The sequence below is a fragment of the Pseudomonas sp. PDNC002 genome, assembly GCF_016919445.1.
Taxonomy (GTDB): Bacteria; Pseudomonadota; Gammaproteobacteria; order Pseudomonadales; family Pseudomonadaceae; genus Pseudomonas.
Window position 1 is genome coordinate 6,126,908 of record NZ_CP070356.1, and the last position, 18,874, is coordinate 6,145,781.

Sequence of the window (18,874 nt, forward strand, 5' to 3'; positions counted from 1 at the left end):
GAGATCCGCCGGCTTCAGACCTTCAACAATCCCAATTCCTTCGCCCGTGCCACCGCCTGGGTGCGGCGCTCCACGCCGAGCTTGCCGTTGATCCGGCGGGCGTGGGTCTTCACCGTGTGCAGCGAGATGTACAGGCGCTCGCCGATCTCCAGGTTCGAACAGCCGCGGGCAATCAGCTCCAGCACCGAAAGCTCGCGCAGGCTCAGCAGATTGTGCGCGGTCATCTCGCCGGATGGGGGACGCAGGCCGAACAGGCCAGGTTGACGCCGCTGGGTTTCGCGCAACGTGGCGAGCAAACCGAAGCGCTGCGCCAGGGCGACGCCCTCGTCGAGCGCACTGCGCGCCTCGTCAAGGCTCCCGCCGATGAAGTGCGTCTCGGCCAGTGCCAGCCAGACATCGCAGGCCAGTGTGTTGCGGCCCTGGCGCAGCAGCTCCGGCAGCATTGCCAGCAGGCGCTGTTGCGCGGCGTCGACATCGCCGTCGTACAACTCGGCCAGGGCAAGGTGGTGCTCGACCCGCAGGATCTGGTCCGGCGCCGCCGCCGGCGGGCTGAGGCGGTCCATGCGGTACCGCGCGGCCACCCGTTGCAGGACTTCCCGCGCCGGGCCTGGGCGATTCTGGCGCAGGTTCAGCGCGCCGCTGGCGAGCAGCAGCGGGCCGCGGTACATCGGCTCCGGTACATGCTGCAGCTGCATCATCCGCTCCATCTCCAGCAGCCGGCCGAACGCGCCATCGGTGTCGCCGTCCAGTGCGTCCAGCCAGGCCATGCCGGTAAAACCGTAGATCAGGCTTGGATCCTGGCTGCGGCGGGTTTCAATCAGGCCGGCGATGAACAGCTCGCGGGCTTCCTCGTCGCGCCCCTGGCGCAGGCACAGCCAGCCCCGGCGCAGGGCGACACGGCCCGCCATGGCGTTGCAGGTGATGCGCATCTCGTCGAGGTATTCCTGCACCCGCGCCAACAGCGCGTCCGCCCGTTGCAGCTCGCCGCGCTGTTCCAGCCACTGGGCGCGGTCCAGTTCCAGCAGGGCTTCGAAGGCCATGCTGCCCTGCAGGCGCGCACGCTTGAGCGCTTCGCGGTTGATCAGCCGCGCCTCGGCCAGGCGTCCTTCGGCCTGGGCCTGCTGGGTCAAGGCGGAGAGGCAGATCAGCGTCTGCGCCCAGGCTTCCTCGGGCAGGTGCGCCAGCGCCTCGCGCAGTTGCTCGCGGGCGCCGGCCAAGCCTCGCGCATGGGTGAGCATGCCGCTGAGGCCTTGCCACTGGGCAATCAGCGTGCGCTGGCGGTGTTCGCCGGGCATCGGCAGGAAGCGGGTGAAACCGGCCAGCAGGGACTCGACGTCATCCAGCCGACCCACGAAGAGCAGGGTCCAGGCGTTGAGGATGAGCAGGCGTGGCGTGCTGCACAGCAGCTCCTCAGGCAGGGACTCGCGCAGTTGCAGCACGCGCTCTACGTTGCGTCCATGCAGCAACTGCTCTTCGGTCAGGCGTTGCAGCAGGCTGGCGGAAACGTCCGGCTGCTCGGCGTACAGCGAGTGCTCGAAGGCGGCGTGCACCTCGTCGATCTGGATGAACCACTGGCAGGCGCGGCGATGCAGGGTCGCCGCCGGCCAGCGCGACAGGCCGGCCAGTACCCGCGCGACCATGGGCGCGACCTGGAACCAATGCTGCGTGTTGTCCACCGGCTCGACCAGCACGCCCCAGGCCAGCAGACCGTCCAGGCCAAGGCCCGGTTCGTCGAACAGGTAGTCGCAGAGTTCGCGGTTGAACCGCGCGATATGCGCCAGGCCGCAGAGAACCTCCGCCAGTTCCCCGGGCAGGCTGGCCAGCACCTCGCGCTGCAGGTAGTCCTGCAGCAAGCCGCTACCGGTGTCCGCCACCTGTGTGACGCAGGGGGCCATGGGCTCGCGGGCCAGGCTGAGCAGGCGCAGGCGTACGCCGGCGAACCAGCCCAGTGTCGCCTCCTGCAGCGCCTGGCGCTGTGCCTGCGGCCATTCCAGGCCGGCGATCTGCAAGTAGGCATCCAGCTCGCACTGGGTCAGCGACAGCGCGCCAGCGCCCAACTCGAGCAATTCGCCTTCCAGCAGCAGACGGGTAAGGTTGCAGGCCGGGCGGCGGCGGCTGGCCAACCACCAGCCGATCTGTGGCGAGGCCACGGCGAGCAGGCGATCGAAGCAGTTGTCCAGGACCGGATCGGGCGCGCGGGGGTAATCATCGAGCATCAGCCAGACCGGCTCGCTGGCGTTTTCCAGCCAGGTAGCCAGGGCCGCTTCGCCGGACCAGGGCACGCCCAGCGCCTCGCCAAGGCGCTCGCAGAACTGCTCGGGCTCCAGCGCCCGGCCACCCAGGCCGAGCCAGACCACCCGAGTGCCGGCGGGCGCCAGGCGCGCGCATTCGCTCATCAACACCGTCTTGCCGCAACCAGGCGGCGCCACCAGCAGACGCAGGCGGCATTCGGCTGCGCTCAGACTGGCGTGCAGCCGTTCGCGGGGCAGGTGCTGGCGGGGCAGGCGAGGCAGCGCCGCGCTGTGCAGGGCGATTATCGACATGGGCTTCTTCCGGCCATTTGCAGGCCAGACTATGCCGCTGGACGAGGCGGGCAAAGGACCATCAGCCAGATTCATGGGGCGGTATAGCGCAGGCCGCCCTCAGGCCCGAAGTAGAGGCTGCGCCGCCTTGCAGGCAGCACAAAAAAGAAACCCGGCATCCACGAGGGATGCCGGGGCCAAGGAGCGGAGTGTTACTTCAGCGAACGCCGGTATTACGCAGTGCCGCCGGAGTGAAGTCGGCCATGCTGGCCTTCTGGCCGAACTGGTAGCCGCGCTTCTCCTCGTTGTTCAGGCCGAAGGTCACGTAGCGGCCGGCAAGGATGTCGTACAGCGACTCGGCGGCGTAGCCGGTAGCGAGCTCGGTATAGAAGGTCATCTCGTGGCCTTCGCCGACGCGCCACAGTTGGCCGCGACCGTCGTACAGCTCGGACACGGCGATCTGCCAGCTGTCCTCGTCGAGGTAGAAGTGGCGCTGACCGTAGATGTTGCGCTCACCGGACTTCAGGGTGCCCACCACTTCCCACACACGGTGCAGTTCGTAACGGGTCAGGTCCTGGTTGATGTGGCCCGGTTTGACGATGTCGTCGTACTTGAGCTCCGGCGAGTTCAGGCGGTAGCTGTTGTACGGGATGTACATCTCGCGCTTGCCCACCAGTTTCCAGTCGTAACGGTCCGGGGCGCCGGAGAACATGTCGTAGTTGTCCGAGGTACGCAGGCCGTCCGAAGCAGTGCCCGGACCGTCGTACGCCACCTGCGGGGCGCGGCGCACGCGGCGCTGGCCGGCGTTGTAGATCCACGCCAGGCGCGGCTCCTTCACCTGGTCCAGGGTCTCGTGCACCAGCAGGACGTTACCGGCCAGACGCGCCGGAGCCGTTACCTGCTGCTTGAAGTAGGTGAGGATGTTGCCGGTCTTGCTGACATCCTGGTCACCCATGTTCTGCGGCACCGCGATGGATTCCTCAAAGCGGATCGGCGTGTAGCTGCCATTGGTCTGCGGCACGACCTGCACCACCGAGCGGGAGATGTTGCCGCCGTGGTAACGGGTCAGGTGGTTCCACAGCGCCTGCACGCCGTTCTTGGGCAGCGGGAAGGCGTAGTAGCGGCTTTTCTCGAAGTTCTCCAGGCCGTTGCCATCGTTGATCGGCTGGACGAATTCGGCGCTGCGCTTCATGGCGGCGTAGATGTCATCCGGCAGCGCGAAGGTACGGTGGGTCTTGTACACCGGAATCTTGTAGGTATCCGGGTAACGCTTGAACATCGCCAGTTGGCCGGCCGAAAGCTTGTCCTTGTACTGGTCGACGTTCTGCGCGGTGATGGTGAACAGCGGCTTCTCGTCGGCGAAGGGGTTGGAGAGGAAGCCCTTGGCGTCCAGCTTGCCGGCGGTACGCGAGATGCCGCCAGTCCAGGCCGGGATGCTGCCGTCGGCGTTGCCTTCCTTCTGCGAGCCCATGGGCGTCAGGCTGGTGCCCAGCTTGGCCACTTCATCGGCAGGCACTGCTGCCATCACGCCGCAGGACAGCAGGCTCAGGGCCAGCGCGCCGCATTGGAGGATTCTTGTCGTTCTCATGGTCGATTCCTTGAGCAGGCAGGTCAGAAGTTCACGCCGAAGCTGAGCGAAAGGAAGTCCCGGTCGACGATGGTGTTGTAGTCGCCGCCGAAGAAGTTCGTGTAGTTCAGGCTCGCGGTGTAGGTGTTCTGGTACTCCGCATCGATGCCGACGCTGGCGGCCTTGCTGCCTTCGTTGAAGACCGGGCCGTAGCCGTTCACGTCGTGGGACCAGGCGATGTTCGGCTTGAGGTTCACCCCGGCGAAGACGTTGTTGTAGTCCCAGATGGCGCGGGCGCGGTAACCCCAGGAAGACGAGGTGTAGAAGCCGCCGCTGCCGTACTCCGCATCGGCCGCCGCGTTTTCCGGCACACCGTAGACCGAGTCGCGGCCGTAGCGCTCGCCGACCTTGTTGGTCATGCCGCCCACGTAGGTCACGCCCACTTCGCCCACCAGGGTGACGCGGTCGGCGCCCATGGCCTGGTCGAAGAAATGGGTGAAGGTGGTCTGCGCCTGGGTCACTTCCTTGCGGATGTAGCCGTGGCTGACGTGGTTGGCTTCGCCCAGGGCGCCGGCCACACCGCCGGTGGCGAAGCCGTTGGCGACCGTCGTGGCCAGCAGCGGGGTCAGGTCGGTGGTGTTGGTCTGCAGCGGCATGTTCGGTCGGTAGCTGATTTCACCGTTCCACGCGGTGCCGGTGGGCAGCGTGGTGGAGAAGCTCAGGCCGTACAGGCGGATGTCCTCGGGGTATTCAAGGAAGTAATGGCCGCGACCCAGGAGGATCGGCTGTGCCAGTGCCGACGCGCCGGCACCGATGGCGCGCAGGGCATTGCCGATGTCGGCGGCGCTGGCGTTCTGCATGCTCACGATGGGCGTGCGGCTGTGGTAGTTCATGGCGTAGGCGCCGTACTCGACATCCTCGCCCAGCCAGCGCAGGGCCAGGCCCCACTGGCCGGAATCGCGCGCATCGCGGTCGGCGCCACGCGGCACCATCAGGCCTTCCTGGGTGACCGTGACGCCCAGCGAATTGAGCAGGGCCTTGGTCGCCGGGGCGTTCAGCGCGGTAACGGTGTTCTTGTCGAGGATGTTGTAGTTGTTCTTGCAACCATCGGCGGCCACGTCGGTGGTGGAGAAGAAGGTGCCGCAGTTGTCGAGCACCGTCTGGTCCCACTCCAGCTGGTAGAAACCTTCGACGGACAGGCTGTCGGTGAGGCTCTGGGACAGATAGAGCATGTTCACCGGGATCAGGCCTTCCTTGATCTCAGAACCAGGGCGGCGGAAGGCGGATACGTCGATGGGGTTGATGGCGTTGATGCTGTTGCCGATGAAGGTGCTTTCACCCCAGCTCACCACCTGCTTGCCCAGGCGCACGGTGCCGGGCAGTTCGGCGATGGAATAGTTGTAGTAGCCGAAGGCGTCGAGCAACTGAGCGCCGGAAGACTTGGCGCCTTCCTTGCGGCCATCGTCGGAGATCGGCTTGAACTCCACGCTCTCGTCCTTCAGGCGGAAGTCGTACCAGTATTTGCCCCGGGTGAAGACGCCGAAGTCCCCATACTTCAGTTCAAGGTCGTGGATGCCCTTGAAGATCTTCGAGAAGGTATGGCCCTTGCGGAAGTTCTGCCGGCCATCGTCGTTGGTCTGGGTCATCCCGTGGCCGCCGTTGGCGGAACCAATGAGGTCCTCCTTCGGACTCTGGGTGCTCCAGCTGGCCCCCACGGACAGGCTGGAGTCGAACTGACCCTCGATTTCCCCGATGTTGAAGTTGATTGCCTGAGCCTGGGTGGCGCATCCCAGGGCGACAGCAGTGGCGAGTAGTTGCGGTTGGAAGAATCCGCGCCTTGTTTTTGTTGTCATGCGGCTCTCCTGACGGTGTCTAGGTGGCCTTACCCTACTGAGCGACCTGACGGGGAGTAAGCGCTCCAAGGTGGTATTTGGCGTGTCGCCCGAAAGAGTGAATCCCCCCTCTGGCGCGGGCCCTGGCGAGCGATATTGGTGCAGGCGATAACGGATCATCGAGATCGTGGATAGTGCCGGTGCAACCCGAATCGGATTGGTACTACCCGAGCGGCGCGCTCTGGGGCATTCTTTGCAGCCTATGCACGCCATCAACCAACGCCCCACCGACAGCCACCTCACCGAGCAGACCCGCGAGGTGGTGCTGCGCTACCACGAATGCTGGAAGCACCGCGACCTCGACGCGGTGCTCGCGCTCTATCATTCCCAGGTGCAGTACAACGACTTCTTCCAGAACCGCACCCTGCGTCATGCCGACCTGCGCGACTACGTGCAGGGCACCATGCCCAGCCGCCCGGAAGAGTTCCTCGACCACATCGACCGCATCCGCGTGGACGGCGACACCGCCTTCATCCAGTACCGCATCGCGGTCACGCTGAGCGGCCGGCTGGCGACCTTCCATTCCAGCGAAGCCATCACCGTGCGCGACGGCCTAATCTGGCGCATCAACGAGTACGCCTCGGTGGTTCGCGAAGGCAGCGAAAGCCGTGCCCAGTCCGTCGATCCGCGCCCGGCCACCAGCCGCCTGGGTCTATCGCCGCGCCAGCTCAGCCAGTTGGCCAGCGACCTGGAGGACTACTTCAGCAAGAGCCAGCCTTACCTCGCGCCGGACCTCGACCTGACCCAGGTGGCCACCGCCACTGGCTACACGCGCAACCAGATTTCCTACCTGCTCAACCAGGTGATGGGCCTGAGCTTCTACCAGTACGTCAACCAGACGCGCCTCAAGCACCTGATCGACCAGTTGCGCCCGCCGCTGCCCTCGCGCATCGACGAGCTGGCCTTTTCCGCCGGCTTCAACTCGCTCTCGGCCTTCTACCGCTGCTTCCGCCAGCAGACCGGCCAATCCCCCCGCGAGTACCTGAAGCGCCTGCGCGAAGAGCAGGAAAACGCCTGATTCGCCTCTGCCGGCGGGTACGCGAGCAATCCTCGCGTACCCGCGCACACGACAGAACACCGCGCCACTTCTAGGCTTGCCGACATTCCCCCTTCTTCCTTTTGGAGTCGTCTATGTCGGCATGGCGTCATATCAGTCTGTGGATGAACCAACTGGACGATGATCTCGTCCCGCGGCCATCCCTGCAGGGCACCCTGGACGTCGATGTGGCCATCGCCGGCGCCGGTTACACCGGCCTGTGGACCGCCTACTACCTGAAGTTGCGCGCGCCGCAGCTGAAGATCGCCATCGTCGAGGCGGAAACCGCCGGCTTCGGCGCCTCCGGTCGCAATGGCGGCTGGCTGATGGGCAACATGCTCGGCGAAGACCGCCTGCTCGCCGGGCTATCGCCCGAGCAACGCCGCGCGTCCTACGACCTGCTGCACGACATCCCCGACGAAGTGGCCCGCGTGCTCGAGCGCGAAGGCATCGACTGCGACTACCGCAAGGCCGGCGTGCTCTACACCGCCGCGCGCTACCCGGAGCAGGAAACCCGCCTGCGCGAGTATCTCGCCCACCTGCACGCCGAAGGCCTGACCGAGGACGACTACCGCTGGCTGAGCAAGAGCGAGCTGGACGAGCAGTTACGCATTCCCAGCTCGCTGGGCGCCATCCACACCCCGCACTGCGCCACCATCGATCCGGCCAAGCTGGTCCGTGGCCTGGCCCGCGCCGTCGAGCGCCAGGGCACGCCGATCTTCGAAAAGAGCCGCGTCACCCACTGGGCGCCGGGCCTGCTGCGTACTGACCAGGGCGAACTGAAAGCGCAATGGATAGTGCCGGCCATCGAAGGCTACGCCGCCGACCTGCCGCCGCTGGGCAATTACCAGTTGCCGGTACAGAGCCTGCTGGTGGCCACCGAGCCGCTACCCGAATCGGTGTGGGCGGAGATCGGCCTGGACAAGGGCCAGGCCTTCAGCGAATTCAGCCGCCAGGTCACCTACGGCCAGCGTACCCCGGACAATCGCCTGGCCTTCGGCGCCCGCGGCGGCTATCGGTTTGGCGGCAAGCTGCGCACCGACTTCAGCCTGACCAACGATGAAGTGGAGCTGCGCCGCTACCTGTTCAGCGAGCTGTTCCCGCAACTCAAGGATGTGCGCATCACCCACACCTGGGGTGGCAACCTCGGCATGTCGCGACGCTTCCATCCGCACATGCTGATCGATCGTCGCAACGGCATCGCCCTCGCCGGCGGCTACGGCGGCGAAGGTGTCGGCGCCACCAACCTGGGCGGCCGCACCTTGGCCGACCTGATCCTCGGCCAGGACACTCCTCTCACCCGCCAGCCCTGGGTCATCAACGACCGCAGCGTGCAGCAAGGCCTGCGCGGCTGGGAGCCGGAGCCGTGCCGCTGGCTGGGCTACAACGCCATCATCCGCAGCTTCGTGCACGAGGACGATGTGCTGGCCAACCCCCATAGCGCGCCCTGGCGTCGCCGGCTGGCGGAGAAAGTCGCCGCCAGCATGGAAAACCTGATGACCTGGAAGGTCGGCTGAACCGCCGGCCCGCCCCTGGATAGAAAGCCCCCACTGGAGCCCCGTATGAAACTGACCCACCTGAAAGACACCCTGCACGCTCAACTCGGTGAGGCCAACCCGGTCGCCGTGCCCCTGGGCGAGCCGATTTCCGAGACCCGCGTGGAGTCCATTGAGCGTCCGGACGGCGTGGAAACCGGCATCTGGGAATGCACCCCCGGCCGCTGGCGCCGCCAGATCGTCGAGCAGGAGTTCTGCCACTTCATCTCCGGCCGCGGCACCTTCACCCCGGACGGCGGCGAGCCGATTGCCTTCCAGGCCGGCGACGCCTTCCTGCTGCCGCAGAACAGCCTGGGTATCTGGGACATCCAGGAAACCACGCGCAAGACCTATGTGATCATCGAGCGCGATTGATCAGCCTGTTGGTGCAATGGGAGGGTCCGGCGCGCGGGCATGTCCCTCTCCCTAACCCTCTCCCTGAAGGGAGAGGGGACTAATAAGCTTCAAGCGAAACCCCGGACGGGCCGGCAACTCCGAGCGGCCCCTCTCCCTGAAGGGAGAGGGGACTAATAGGCTTCAAGCAAAACCCCGAACGGGCCGGCAACTCCGAGCGGCCCCCTCGCCCTGAAGGGAGAGGGACTAATAAGCTTCAAGCAAAAACCCGAACGGGCCGCCAACTCCGAGCGGCCCCCTCGCCCTGAAGGGAGAGGGACTAATAAGCTTCAAGCAAAACCTCGAACGGGCCGGCAACTCCGAGCGGCCCCCTCTCCCTTCAGGGAGAGGGCTGGGGAGAGGGCACTATCCGGCGCACCCCAAGCTCGTCAGAACTCCCCGTGCCGCCCTTCCCCGCCGGTAAACCGCTTCGCTCCGTCCACCGTTTCGCCGCTTTCGATCACCGCCATCCCGCCCTGGAATTCGTTGGCCAGCGCAACATCGAACGACAACTCCCACTGCGCGAACGCGCTTGCCCGGTCCGCCAGCATGCAGCGCTGGGGAAACTCGGCGATCTCCCGTGCCAACTCCTCTGCCGCCTCCAATGCCGTTCCGCTGGGCACCACGCGATTGGCCAGGCCCATGGCGAACGCTTCCTGGGCACCGACCGGGCGCCCGGTGAGGATCAGGTCCAGTGCCCGGCCCTGGCCGACAATGCGCGGCAGCCGCACGGTGCCGCCGTCGATCAGCGGCACGCCGAAGCGCCGGCAGAACACCCCGCACACCGCGTCCTCGGCCATCACCCGCAGGTCCGCCAGCAGCGCCAGCTCCAATCCCCCGGCCACGGCATAACCTTCGATGGCGGCGATCAGCGGTTTGGACAGTTGCATGCGGCTCGGCCCCATCGGCCCGTCGCCTTCCATTTCCAGGCGATTGCGCCGCTCGCCCCCTTCGGCCACCGCCGCCAGGTCCGCCCCTGCGCAGAAGGTGCCGCCCGCCCCCGTCAGGACGGCAACGCGTGCCTCCTCATCCTGCTCGAATTCGCGCAGGGCATCGGCCAGCGCCTGGGCGGTCGGCTGGTCCACGGCGTTGCGCACCGCAGGGCGGGCGATGACCAGGGTGGTCACCGGGCCGTTCTTCTGGATTATCACGCTCATGGCGAACTCCTCAGGCACCGAAGCAGAAAAGCAAAGGGCCGGCATTGAGCCGGCCCTTTCACCTTACTGCGTCCGCCTCCGAGGAACAGCCCCGCTGGCCATTCCGTCGGTCAGGCTGACCGGATCAGCTGACGTATTTCTGCAGGTTCGCCATCATCTCGCGCAGCGCTTCGACGTTGTCCTTGGGATGCGCGGCATTCTCGAAGTCGCAGATCTGCGCGAAGTTGGCCGCCACGTCCTCGACGCTGAAGCCTTTGCGCGGGTCGAAGCCCACGCCCAGGCTGCGCTCCCAGCGCACCTTGCCGATCCAGCCGCCGCCCACTTCGAACAGGCCGGAGGTTTCCTGGCAGGCTTCGCTGCCCAGGTACACCACCAGCGGGCTGACCAGCTCGGGCTTGAGCTGCTCGAATACCTGAGGCGGGATCAGGCCTTCGGTCATGCGGGTGCCGCCGGTGGGGGCGATGGCGTTGACGAAGATGTTGTTCTTGCGACCTTCGATGGCCAGGTTGCGGGTCAGGCCGTAGAGGCCCAGCTTGGCCATGCCGTAGTTGCTCTGGCCGAAGTTGCCGTAGATGCCGGAGGTGGACGAGGTGAAGATCACCCGGCCATAGCCCTGCTCGCGCATGAACGGCCAGGCAGCGCGGGTCACCTTGTAGGAGCCTTCGACATGGACCTTGTAGACCAGGTCCCAGTCGGCGTCTTCCATCTTGTGGAAGGTCTTGTCGCGCAGGATGCCGGCGTTGTTCACCACGACGTCGATACGGCCGAACTCTTCCACGGCCTGGCGGACGATCTTCTCGCCGTCGGTGACGGAATCATGGTTGGCGATGGCGGTGCCGCCAGCTTCGCGGATTTCAGCGACCACGCGGTCGGCGGCGGAAGCGTTGGCGCCCTCACCGTGGGTGCTGCCGCCCAGGTCGTTCACCACTACCTTGGCGCCGTGCTTGGCGAACAGCAGGGCGTGGGCGCGGCCAATACCGCCGCCGGCTCCGGTAACGATCACGACTTTTCCGTCGAAACGCAGGGCATCACTCATGATTGGGGCTCCAGGCAGGATGGTTTTTCCCGGAGTGTCCGGCAGTCACGATCCGGTCACAACCAAGACGACCGTGGCTGAATGGTGCCCGATAAGGCCAGGGGATGATCCGTCAGCGCATCGGCAGGTTGAGATTCCCACGCGGGCCGAGCTTGAAAAGCCACCAGTCGTATTCGCTCCAGAACATCACCAGCCCGATTGCCGCCAGCAGTGACAATGCACCCGCGACGGCCGGGGCCCAGTGTTGCATTACCCAGGCGAAATAACACCCGGCAGCGCAACCACCCAGCAGCAGGAGCAGCAGCGGCACGGCGAGCCAGGCGAAATCCCGGCGCATGTGGAGCAATACCCGATAGTGCAGCGAGCCTTGCGGCTGGCGGACGGGAATGACGGCTCTGAGTGGCATGGCGGCGCCTCCTGCGGAAAACCGGGGAAGCTAAAGCCGCCATGCCGCCGTGCGCTATCAGTCGGTTCTGAATCCTTTCGCCGACTGATCCGAATCTACTCCGTCCGCTTCTGGCGAAAGGCGAGGTAGTTGGCCAGCACCGGCTCCGGCGCCTCGACCTGCGGGTAGTGGCCGATGCCGTCGAGCATCACGGTATCGGGCCGTGGGATCAGCTCTCGGTAGCGCTCCACCATGTGCGCGCCGGAGATCGGGTCTTCCGGGCCATCGATCAGCCGTAGCGGCACCGCCGTGCGCTGCATCGCGCCAACCCAGCGCTCGCGGTGCTGGCGACGGTCGAGGATGTAGTGGATCAGCCGGTGCATGACCTTTTGCCCGTCGTTGTGGCGGATCAGCTCCCAGAAGTTGTCCAGCTCGGCCTCGCTCGCTTGTGTCGCCGGGCCGAACACCTTGGCGAAGTTCTGTGCCAGGCGCTTCCGGTCGAACAGCTTGCCGAAGAAACCGCCCAGCGGGCTGAGCAGCAACTTCTGCGAAAGCACCGCGCGATGGGTTTCGGGGAACAGGCCGCCATTGAGGAACACGCAGGACAGCATGGCGAAGCCGCCCTCCTCATGCCTCGCCAGCAACTCCTGGCCGACGCTGTTGCCGTAGTCGTGCACCAGCAGATGCACCGGTTCGCGCACGCCCAGGTGTTCCAGCAGCGCCTGCTGCAGGTCGGCCTGTTCGAGGATGCGATAGTCATGCTGCTGCGGCTTGGCGGAATCGCCGAAACCGAGCATGTCGCAGGCGATCACGCGATAACGCTCGGCCAGCGGCTGCCAGAGGTAGTGCCAGTCCCAGGAGGCGGTGGGGAAACCGTGGATCAGCAGGAGTGGCGCGCCGTTGCCGGCGCTCCAGTAGCGGATGGTGTGTCCACGGAAGGTGAAGTCACGGCCCTGCGCGCGCCAGTCGCGCAGGGCGATGCCGGCCAGCGCCATCAGTCGCGATAGCCGGGGTTCTGCAGGTCCAGTTTGCGCAGCAGCGCCGGCCACGCCAGCGCGCCGCCCATGCCCTGCTTGCTCTTGGTGACGGCCGCGGCCATGGCGCGGGCGCCATCGAGGATCTGCTGCGGGATCATGATCAGCTCGGCGCCGCCGCCCTGGGCCAGCACCTGGATTTCGCAGGCGCGCTGCAGGGTGAACATCATCAGGAAGGTATCGGCGATGGTCGCGGAGCAGGTCAGCAGGCCATGGTTGGGCAGGATCATGAAGTTGGCTTCGCCCAGGTCCGCCTGCAGGCGCGCCTTCTCGTCATGGTTCAGCGCCACGCCCTCGTAGCCGTGGTAGGCCAGGCTGGAAAGCACGAACAGCGACTGCTGGGAGATCGGCAGCAGGCCCTGCTTCTGCGCGGACACGGCGATACCGGCAGCGGTGTGGGTGTGCAGGACGCAGGCGACGTCGTGGCGGACATCATGGATGGCGCTGTGGATGGTGTAGCCGGCCGGATTGATGTCGTACGGGCTGTCCATCAGCTTCTTGCCCGTGGCATCCACTTTCACCAGGCTCGACGCGGTGATCTCATGGAACATCATGCCGTAGGGGTTGATCAGGAAGTCCTCGGTGCCGGGGACCTTGGCGGAGATGTGGGTGAAGATCAGATCGTCCCAACCCTGCAGGGCGATCAGGCGGTAACAGGCGGCCAGGTCGACGCGGGTCTGCCATTCGGCGGCGGAGACCTGGTCCTTGACGTTCACGGTGGGCAGCGGATGAGCGGCGTGCATGGTCGGTAGCCTCTTCGTTGTTGTTGTTCGATGGCGCAGTCTAGTCAGGGTGACGAGCGAGCGACTGTCACGGAACTGACAGTTGCCTGTGGCAGCGTCTGGCGAATGTCTTCCCATAAGCCCGGTCGTGGGGCCGGCTTGCGCGAGCGTCAAGCGCGCCTATAGTGGGGCGAGGTAGCCCAGATGGCCCGGCGGAGCCCGGCGCAGGGGCAAACCCTCCGCAACAGCAGTGTTTGAGCAGTGCGACAGGCAGATCGCACGCTCGGGCTGGCGGAAGCGTGTCCAATCCTCTTTGCCTGCCGGCGACTCTGCAGGGCGTCCGAAGCCCCTTAGAAACATTTCGCAATATCTTTCGCAGTACCCGGGAGTCGGGGGGAGACTCCATGCCGGTCAACGAGGCTATCGCTGTGAAAAAGACCGCCATCATGCAGCCGTACTTCTTTCCTTATCTGGGCTACTTCAGCCTGATCAAGCACACCGACCTGTTCGTCCTGTTCGATACCGTGCAGTACATCCATCACGGCTGGATCGAGCGCAACCGCATCCTCAAGCAGCAGGACGGCTGGCTGTACATCCGCGTACCGCGGGTGAAGCACCACCGCGAAACGCTGATCAAGGACGTACGCGTGGATAACAGCCAGGACTGGCGCCGCAGCCTGTTCTCGCAGCTGGACGTCTACCGCAAGGTGGCGCCCTACTACCGCGACGTACGGGAAATGATCGCCGCATCGCTGGACCATCCATTCGAAGATATCGTCTCGCTGAACAAGTCCACCCTGGAAGCGACCTGCGCCTACCTGGGATTCCCCCGGAAGATGCCGGTGCTATCCCGCATGGCGCTGGAGATGGAGCACCCGCGGGCCCCGGACGAATGGGCACTGAATATCTGCAAGGCGCTGGGGGGCGTGGAGGAATACTGGAATCCGCCGGGAGGGCAGAGCTTCTTCGACCGCAGCAAGTACGACGCGGCCGGGCTGACCCTGCGCTTCCAGGAACCGAAACTGGTGCCTTATGAGCAGAAACGCCCGGCCTTCGAGGCGGGCTTGTCGATCATCGACGTGATGATGTTCAACTCCCCCGCCGACGTCTCGCGCATGCTCGACGCCTACGAGCTGAGCTAGCCCGAACCGTCAGAGGCACCAGACCAGGACCGGCGCCAGCAGCAGGTTGAACAGTCCGGTCAGGACCATCAGCAGGCCCGCCGCCGAGCCTTCTTCACCGCCGAACTCATAAGCCCGGCTGGTGCCCGCACCGTGGGCGCCGACGCCCAGCAACGCGCCACGAGCCAGGGCGGAGCGCAGGCGCAGCATCTTCATCAGAACACCGCCGATCAGCGCCCCGAATACCCCGGTGATCATCACGAAGGCCGCAGTCAGCGCCGGCACGCCGCCCAGGTCGTGGGACATTTCCATGGCGAACGGCGTGGTGATCGAACGCGGAATCAGCGACAGGGTCACCTGGCCGTCCAGCGCCAGCGCGTGGGCCAGCGCCCAGGAGCTGCCGATGGCCATGGTCGAGCCGGCGAGCATGCCGGTCAGCAGTGCCGGCCAATGGCGGGCGAGCAAGGCGCGCTGTTGCCAGATGGGAATGGCGAAGGCCACGGTGGCCGGGCCGAGCAGCGCCACCAGCCAACTGGTGTCACGGGCGTAATCGGCGTAGCGGGCCTGCAGCGGGATCGCCAGGGCGAACAGCAGCACCGGCACGAAGACGATGGGCGACAGCCAGTACTGCTGGAAGCGGCGGTAGAGGGTACGGCTGAGCAGGTAACCGCCCAGGGTCACGGCCAACCAGAACAGGGCTTGCTTATCGAGGCTCATGGCGCGAACTCCTGTTGCACATCCATTCCACCGCCAGGGCGGTGGAGAGCATCACCATCACGGTGCTGGCGGTGATCACCAGCAGAATCTTCCAGCCCTCGCTGCGCAGCAGCGGGCCATAGTCCAGCAGGCTCATCAGCGCGGGGATGAAGAACAGCAGCATCTCCGCCAGCAGCAGGCCGGCACCGCCCTGCAACAGGGCCGGACGGATCGCCCCGCAGGCGAACAGCACCAGCAGCAGCGCCAGCCCGATCACCCCGCCCGGCAGCGGCAGGCCGGTAAGCGTGGCGATCCAGCCGCCGAGCCACCAGAAGGCGACCAGGACAGCGAGTTCGAAAATGAGGCGGGCGGCGCGGCGGAACATGGCGGCGATCTCGATGCGTTGAGCGGCTGAAGAAATCGGTTGGGAATGGCGCAAAGCCTACGCCCGCGCCTATCATCCCCAAAGCGAATAGATCGAATCGGAGCCATTCCAGAATGGAATTCAAGCAGCTGCGCACCTTCGCCGAAGTCGTGCGCCACGGTAGTTTCACCCAGGCGGCGGTACACCTGAACGCCAGCCAGTCGGCGGTGAGCAAGCAGGTTGCCCAGCTGGAACAGAGCCTGCGCGTGCAACTGCTGGAGCGCAGCGGCCCGCACATCCGCCTGACCGCCGCCGGTGAAGTGGTGTTGCGTCGCGCCGAGGACATGCTGCGCCTGCGCCGCGAACTGCATACCGAACTGGACGACCTCACCCACCTGCACCGCGGCGAGCTGCGCCTGGGCCTGCCGCTGCTGGGCGCCGACGCGTTGTTCGCCGGGCGCTTCGCCGAGTATCGGCGGCGCTACCCGAACATCGACGTGCACCTGATCGAGGGTGGCAGCAAGACCATGGAAGAAATGGTCTACAGCGGCGAACTGGAGCTGGGCGGCGGTCTCACCCCGGACGACCCCGGCTTCGACTGGCAGCCCTTCTGCAACGAGCCGCTGGATGTGCTGTTGCCCGCCGATCATCCGCTGGCAGCGCGGGAAAGCCTGGAACTGGTGGAGCTGTCCGAGACGCCCTTCCTGCTCTACCAGCAGAGCTTCACCCTCAATGACCGCCTGCTGCGTGCCTGCCGCGAGGCCGGCTTCGAGCCGAAGGAAGGCGGCCGCAGCGGCCAGGCAGACTTCCTCGGCGCGCTGGTCGCCGCCGGCCAGGGCGCAGTGCTGCTGCCCCGCGTGGTGGCGAAGGACCTGGAGCGGCCGGGACTGGTGCGGGTGCTGTTAAGCCAGCCGGATCTGCGCTGGGATATCAGCTTCATCTGGCGGCGCGATGCCTATCTGTCGAATGCAGCGAAGGCGTGGTTGGCACTGATGATCGAGATGCCGTTGCATCCGCAGTGAAGCGGGTTCAGAGCAGCTCGGGGAAGTCCGCGGCCAGCGCCGGCCACTCCCGCTGCGCCTGCTCATCGTCCGCCAGCAACTGGAACCCAGCGAACTCGAAAGCCGGCGACACGGTACAACCCACCAGCACGTAATCCCCCAGGCAGCGTGCAGCCTGCCAGGCGTGAGCGGGCACAGCGCGTTGCGGCAGGCTGCCCTCGCCCACCGGGCCGAGGGTTTCGACGCGCACGGCGGACTCCGGGGCGTCCGCGATCAGCAACTCCAGAGGCGAACCTTCATGGAAGTGCCAGAGCTCGTCGGCGTCCACGCGGTGCCAGCGGCTGACGGTGCCGGCGGGCAAAAGAAAGAGGATGGCAGACGACTGCGGCCGGCCATCGGCGCCCTTCAGATCGGATTCGAACACACGCCGGTAGAATCCGCCCTCGGGATGCGGGGCGAGATTCAGGGTGTCGATCAGCTGGCGGGCGCGGGGATGCATCAGGCCTTCAGCGCGGCAATGAACTCGGCCAGCCACGGCTCGGAGTCGGTTTCCTGGTCCACGGTCTCGCTGCCGTCCAGGCGCAGCATCGGCACCACTTCCTGTACGCCCAGTTCGGCGAACAGCTCGCGCACCTGCTCGCCACCGCCGCAGTAGGTGTCGCCATAGCTGGAATCGCCCAGCGCCAGCACGCCGCCAGGACGACCGCGCCATTCGGCCGGCAGGCGGTCGCGGATGGCGTGGAACAGCGGCTGGAAGCTGTCGGGCAGGTCGCCCATGCCGGTGGTGGAGGTCACCACCAGGAAGGCTTCGGGAGCGAAATCGATCATCGCGTCCAGGGTGGCCCGCGGGTCGAACCAGGCTTCAAAGCCGGCGGCTTCGAGTAGGCGCTTGGCGTGACGCGCGACTTCTTCGGCGGTGCCATAGACCGATCCGGACAGGATGGCGACTTTCATGTTCACTCCCACAAGGCAAGACAAGGCCGCCCATTATGCCCCATCCGTGTCGCGCCGCGCCGGGGCTGGTATAGTTTTGCCCTACCCGGCCGCTAGGACATTGTCCCGCGCGGCGCTTCCCCCGATTCCGCGAGGCGTGCATGGGCCAGACCCCAGCCCCCATCCTGATCACCGGCGCCAGCCAGCGCATCGGCCTGCATTGCGCGAAACGCCTGCTGCAAGACGGCCAGCCGGTCATCGCGACCTATCGCCAGGAAAAACCCGGCATCGCCGAGCTGCGCGAACTGGGCGCCACCTGCCTGCACGCCGAACTGGCCGATGAAGCCGGCATCCTCGCCTTCATCGCCGACCTGAACGATCACACCGACCGCCTGCGCGCGATCATCCACAACGCCTCGGCGTGGATCGCCGAACAGCCGGGTGGCGATGCGCGGGCCTTCGAAACGCTGTTCCGCGTGCACATGCTGGCGCCCTACCTGATCAACCTGCGCTGCAGCGAACTGCTCGAACGCGACGCCAGCGAACGCGGCGCCCCGGCGGACATCATCCACCTCTCCGACGACGTCGCCCGCAAGGGCAGCGCCAACCGCATCGCCTACTGCGCCAGCAAGGCCGGGCTGGACAACCTCACGCTGTCCTTCGCCGCCAGCCTCGCACCGCGCATCAAGGTCAACGGCATCGCGCCGGCACTGATCATGTTCAATCCCGGCGACGACGCCGAGTACCGCGCCCGCACCCTGGCGAAATCCGCCATGGGCATCGAGCCCGGCCCGGACGTGATCTACCAGAGCGTGCGCTACCTGCTCGACAGCCCCTACGTGACCGGCACCACCCTGACCGTCAACGGCGGCCGGCACCTCAAATGACCCGCCCGGTGCGGGCACGAGGAACTCCCACCATGATCGAAGACCTGTCTCACCACTACCGTGAGATTCTCCTCGGGCTCGGCGAAGACCCGACCCGCGAGGGCCTGCTGGACACCCCCAAGCGCGCGGCCAAGGCCATGCAGTACCTCTGCCACGGCTACGCACAGACGCTGGACGAGATCGTCAACGGCGCACTGTTCGCCTCGGACAATGACGAAATGGTCATCGTCAAGGACATCGAGCTCTACTCGCTGTGCGAACATCACCTGCTGCCCTTCATCGGCAAGGCCCATGTGGCGTACATTCCCACCGGCAAGGTGCTGGGCCTGTCGAAAGTGGCGCGCATCGTCGATATGTTCGCCCGTCGCCTGCAGATCCAGGAAAGCCTCACCCGGCAGATCGCCGAGGCAGTCCAGCAGGTCACCAGCGCCGCCGGCGTGGCGGTGGTGATCGAGGCGCAGCACATGTGCATGATGATGCGCGGGGTGGAGAAGCAGAACTCGGTGATGAACACCTCGGTGATGCTCGGCGCCTTCCGCGAGTCGACCAATACCCGCCAGGAATTCCTGCAACTGATCGGACGGAGCAAGTGA

19 protein-coding genes are annotated in these 18,874 nt (G+C 66.0%); 7 read left to right on the plus strand and 12 right to left on the minus strand.

The genetic code is table 11. The features are described from left to right. Nucleotides 1-14: 14 nt before the first annotated feature. From JVX91_RS27700 to JVX91_RS27710, 3 genes are all read right to left on the minus strand, one after another. Complete coding sequence (locus JVX91_RS27700) at nt 15-2,543, minus strand: LuxR C-terminal-related transcriptional regulator (protein ID WP_205337218.1); 2,529 nt, start codon at nt 2,541-2,543, stop codon at nt 15-17. A 196-nt stretch (nt 2,544-2,739) separates the two neighbouring features. Beyond that, nucleotides 2,740-4,110: a DUF1329 domain-containing protein gene (locus tag JVX91_RS27705; protein WP_205337219.1), complete on the minus strand. Its 1,371-nt coding sequence runs from the start codon at nt 4,108-4,110 to the stop codon at nt 2,740-2,742. A gap of 23 nt (nt 4,111-4,133) precedes the next feature. Beyond that, complete coding sequence (locus tag JVX91_RS27710; protein WP_205337220.1) at nt 4,134-5,942, minus strand: DUF1302 domain-containing protein; 1,809 nt, start codon at nt 5,940-5,942, stop codon at nt 4,134-4,136. Nucleotides 5,943-6,183: 241 nt separating this feature from the next. On the opposite strand from JVX91_RS27710, the gene JVX91_RS27715 reads away from it, so the two are divergent. The 3 genes from JVX91_RS27715 (at nt 6,184) to JVX91_RS27725 (ending at nt 8,927) form a co-directional block, all read left to right on the plus strand. Beyond that, a complete protein-coding gene (locus JVX91_RS27715; RefSeq protein WP_205337221.1) occupies nt 6,184-6,999 on the plus strand; it encodes a nuclear transport factor 2 family protein in 816 nt (271 codons plus the stop codon). A 113-nt stretch (nt 7,000-7,112) separates the two neighbouring features. Further along, entirely contained in the window at nt 7,113-8,534 is a 1,422-nt protein-coding gene (locus tag JVX91_RS27720) for an FAD-binding oxidoreductase (protein WP_205337222.1), read from the plus strand. 45 nt (nt 8,535-8,579) lie between these two features. Then, nucleotides 8,580-8,927, plus strand: a complete 348-nt coding sequence (locus JVX91_RS27725) for a cupin domain-containing protein (protein WP_045210828.1) — start codon at nt 8,580-8,582, stop codon at nt 8,925-8,927. A gap of 407 nt (nt 8,928-9,334) precedes the next feature. Here the strand turns inward: JVX91_RS27725 and JVX91_RS27730 are convergent, their stop codons facing one another. From JVX91_RS27730 to JVX91_RS27750, 5 genes are all read right to left on the minus strand, one after another. Beyond that, the gene (locus JVX91_RS27730) at nt 9,335-10,102 is read right to left on the minus strand and encodes a crotonase/enoyl-CoA hydratase family protein (protein WP_205337223.1); all 768 of its coding nucleotides are present in this window, start codon (nt 10,100-10,102) and stop codon (nt 9,335-9,337) included. A gap of 124 nt (nt 10,103-10,226) precedes the next feature. Then, nucleotides 10,227-11,138, minus strand: coding sequence for an SDR family oxidoreductase (locus JVX91_RS27735; protein ID WP_205337224.1), 912 nt, complete (start codon nt 11,136-11,138; stop codon nt 10,227-10,229). 112 nt (nt 11,139-11,250) lie between these two features. Next, nucleotides 11,251-11,544 carry a hypothetical protein gene (locus JVX91_RS27740; protein ID WP_205337225.1) on the minus strand — a complete coding sequence of 98 codons (294 nt, stop codon included), beginning with the start codon at nt 11,542-11,544 and terminating at the stop codon, nt 11,251-11,253. 95 nt (nt 11,545-11,639) lie between these two features. Next, complete coding sequence (locus JVX91_RS27745) at nt 11,640-12,518, minus strand: alpha/beta hydrolase (protein ID WP_205337226.1); 879 nt, start codon at nt 12,516-12,518, stop codon at nt 11,640-11,642. After that, nucleotides 12,518-13,300 (minus strand): class II aldolase/adducin family protein, encoded by a 783-nt coding sequence (locus JVX91_RS27750; RefSeq protein ID WP_205337227.1) that lies wholly within the window; start codon nt 13,298-13,300, stop codon nt 12,518-12,520. Before JVX91_RS27750 ends, JVX91_RS27745 begins: the two co-directional genes overlap by 1 nt. A 383-nt stretch (nt 13,301-13,683) precedes the next feature. Here JVX91_RS27750 and JVX91_RS27755 point away from each other — a divergent pair, with 383 nt between their 5' ends. Beyond that, on the plus strand, nt 13,684-14,421 hold the full coding sequence (locus JVX91_RS27755) for a WbqC family protein (protein ID WP_240201673.1): 738 nt from the start codon (nt 13,684-13,686) through the stop codon (nt 14,419-14,421). 9 nt (nt 14,422-14,430) lie between these two features. Here JVX91_RS27755 and JVX91_RS27760 read toward each other — a convergent pair whose 3' ends face one another. Both JVX91_RS27760 and JVX91_RS27765 read right to left on the minus strand, forming a co-directional pair. Further along, a complete protein-coding gene (locus JVX91_RS27760; protein WP_205337228.1) occupies nt 14,431-15,117 on the minus strand; it encodes an LrgB family protein in 687 nt (228 codons plus the stop codon). Further along, on the minus strand, nt 15,104-15,481 hold the full coding sequence (locus tag JVX91_RS27765) for a CidA/LrgA family protein (RefSeq protein WP_205337229.1): 378 nt from the start codon (nt 15,479-15,481) through the stop codon (nt 15,104-15,106). The genes JVX91_RS27760 and JVX91_RS27765 overlap by 14 nt, the downstream gene beginning before the upstream one ends. A gap of 113 nt (nt 15,482-15,594) precedes the next feature. Here JVX91_RS27765 and JVX91_RS27770 point away from each other — a divergent pair, with 113 nt between their 5' ends. Beyond that, the gene (locus JVX91_RS27770; RefSeq protein WP_205337230.1) at nt 15,595-16,482 is read left to right on the plus strand and encodes a LysR family transcriptional regulator; all 888 of its coding nucleotides are present in this window, start codon (nt 15,595-15,597) and stop codon (nt 16,480-16,482) included. A 7-nt stretch (nt 16,483-16,489) separates the two neighbouring features. Here the strand turns inward: JVX91_RS27770 and JVX91_RS27775 are convergent, their stop codons facing one another. Continuing rightward, the gene (locus tag JVX91_RS27775; RefSeq protein WP_205337231.1) at nt 16,490-16,960 is read right to left on the minus strand and encodes a cupin domain-containing protein; all 471 of its coding nucleotides are present in this window, start codon (nt 16,958-16,960) and stop codon (nt 16,490-16,492) included. Continuing rightward, nucleotides 16,960-17,415 (minus strand): flavodoxin, encoded by a 456-nt coding sequence (locus JVX91_RS27780; RefSeq protein ID WP_205337232.1) that lies wholly within the window; start codon nt 17,413-17,415, stop codon nt 16,960-16,962. Before JVX91_RS27780 ends, JVX91_RS27775 begins: the two co-directional genes overlap by 1 nt. Before the next feature lie 140 nt (nt 17,416-17,555). Between JVX91_RS27780 and folM the strand changes: the two genes are divergently transcribed. Both folM and folE read left to right on the plus strand, forming a co-directional pair. Further along, nucleotides 17,556-18,281, plus strand: a complete 726-nt coding sequence (gene folM, locus JVX91_RS27785; protein WP_205337233.1) for a dihydromonapterin reductase — start codon at nt 17,556-17,558, stop codon at nt 18,279-18,281. A gap of 32 nt (nt 18,282-18,313) precedes the next feature. Next, on the plus strand, nt 18,314-18,874 hold the full coding sequence (folE, locus tag JVX91_RS27790; RefSeq protein WP_054908683.1) for a GTP cyclohydrolase I FolE: 561 nt from the start codon (nt 18,314-18,316) through the stop codon (nt 18,872-18,874).

Bases quoted from the DNA above. Each gene is read 5' to 3' on its own strand.
- JVX91_RS27770 (WP_205337230.1), top strand. From the start codon at position 15,595: ATGGAATTCAAGCAGCTGCGCACCTTCGCCGAAGTCGTGCGCCACGGT.
- JVX91_RS27705 (WP_205337219.1), bottom strand. From the start codon at position 4,110: ATGAGAACGACAAGAATCCTCCAATGCGGCGCGCTGGCCCTGAGCCTG.
- JVX91_RS27735 (WP_205337224.1), bottom strand. From the start codon at position 11,138: ATGAGTGATGCCCTGCGTTTCGACGGAAAAGTCGTGATCGTTACCGGA.
- JVX91_RS27720 (WP_205337222.1), top strand. From the start codon at position 7,113: ATGTCGGCATGGCGTCATATCAGTCTGTGGATGAACCAACTGGACGAT.
- folE (WP_054908683.1), top strand. From the start codon at position 18,314: ATGATCGAAGACCTGTCTCACCACTACCGTGAGATTCTCCTCGGGCTC.
- folM (WP_205337233.1), top strand. From the start codon at position 17,556: ATGGGCCAGACCCCAGCCCCCATCCTGATCACCGGCGCCAGCCAGCGC.
- JVX91_RS27775 (WP_205337231.1), bottom strand. From the start codon at position 16,960: ATGCATCCCCGCGCCCGCCAGCTGATCGACACCCTGAATCTCGCCCCG.
- JVX91_RS27730 (WP_205337223.1), bottom strand. From the start codon at position 10,102: ATGAGCGTGATAATCCAGAAGAACGGCCCGGTGACCACCCTGGTCATC.
- JVX91_RS27760 (WP_205337228.1), bottom strand. From the start codon at position 15,117: ATGAGCCTCGATAAGCAAGCCCTGTTCTGGTTGGCCGTGACCCTGGGC.
- JVX91_RS27710 (WP_205337220.1), bottom strand. From the start codon at position 5,942: ATGACAACAAAAACAAGGCGCGGATTCTTCCAACCGCAACTACTCGCC.
- JVX91_RS27750 (WP_205337227.1), bottom strand. From the start codon at position 13,300: ATGCACGCCGCTCATCCGCTGCCCACCGTGAACGTCAAGGACCAGGTC.
- JVX91_RS27755 (WP_240201673.1), top strand. From the start codon at position 13,684: ATGCCGGTCAACGAGGCTATCGCTGTGAAAAAGACCGCCATCATGCAG.
- JVX91_RS27700 (WP_205337218.1), bottom strand. From the start codon at position 2,543: ATGTCGATAATCGCCCTGCACAGCGCGGCGCTGCCTCGCCTGCCCCGC.
- JVX91_RS27725 (WP_045210828.1), top strand. From the start codon at position 8,580: ATGAAACTGACCCACCTGAAAGACACCCTGCACGCTCAACTCGGTGAG.
- JVX91_RS27715 (WP_205337221.1), top strand. From the start codon at position 6,184: ATGCACGCCATCAACCAACGCCCCACCGACAGCCACCTCACCGAGCAG.
- JVX91_RS27780 (WP_205337232.1), bottom strand. From the start codon at position 17,415: ATGAAAGTCGCCATCCTGTCCGGATCGGTCTATGGCACCGCCGAAGAA.
- JVX91_RS27745 (WP_205337226.1), bottom strand. From the start codon at position 12,518: ATGGCGCTGGCCGGCATCGCCCTGCGCGACTGGCGCGCGCAGGGCCGT.
- JVX91_RS27740 (WP_205337225.1), bottom strand. From the start codon at position 11,544: ATGCCACTCAGAGCCGTCATTCCCGTCCGCCAGCCGCAAGGCTCGCTG.
- JVX91_RS27765 (WP_205337229.1), bottom strand. From the start codon at position 15,481: ATGTTCCGCCGCGCCGCCCGCCTCATTTTCGAACTCGCTGTCCTGGTC.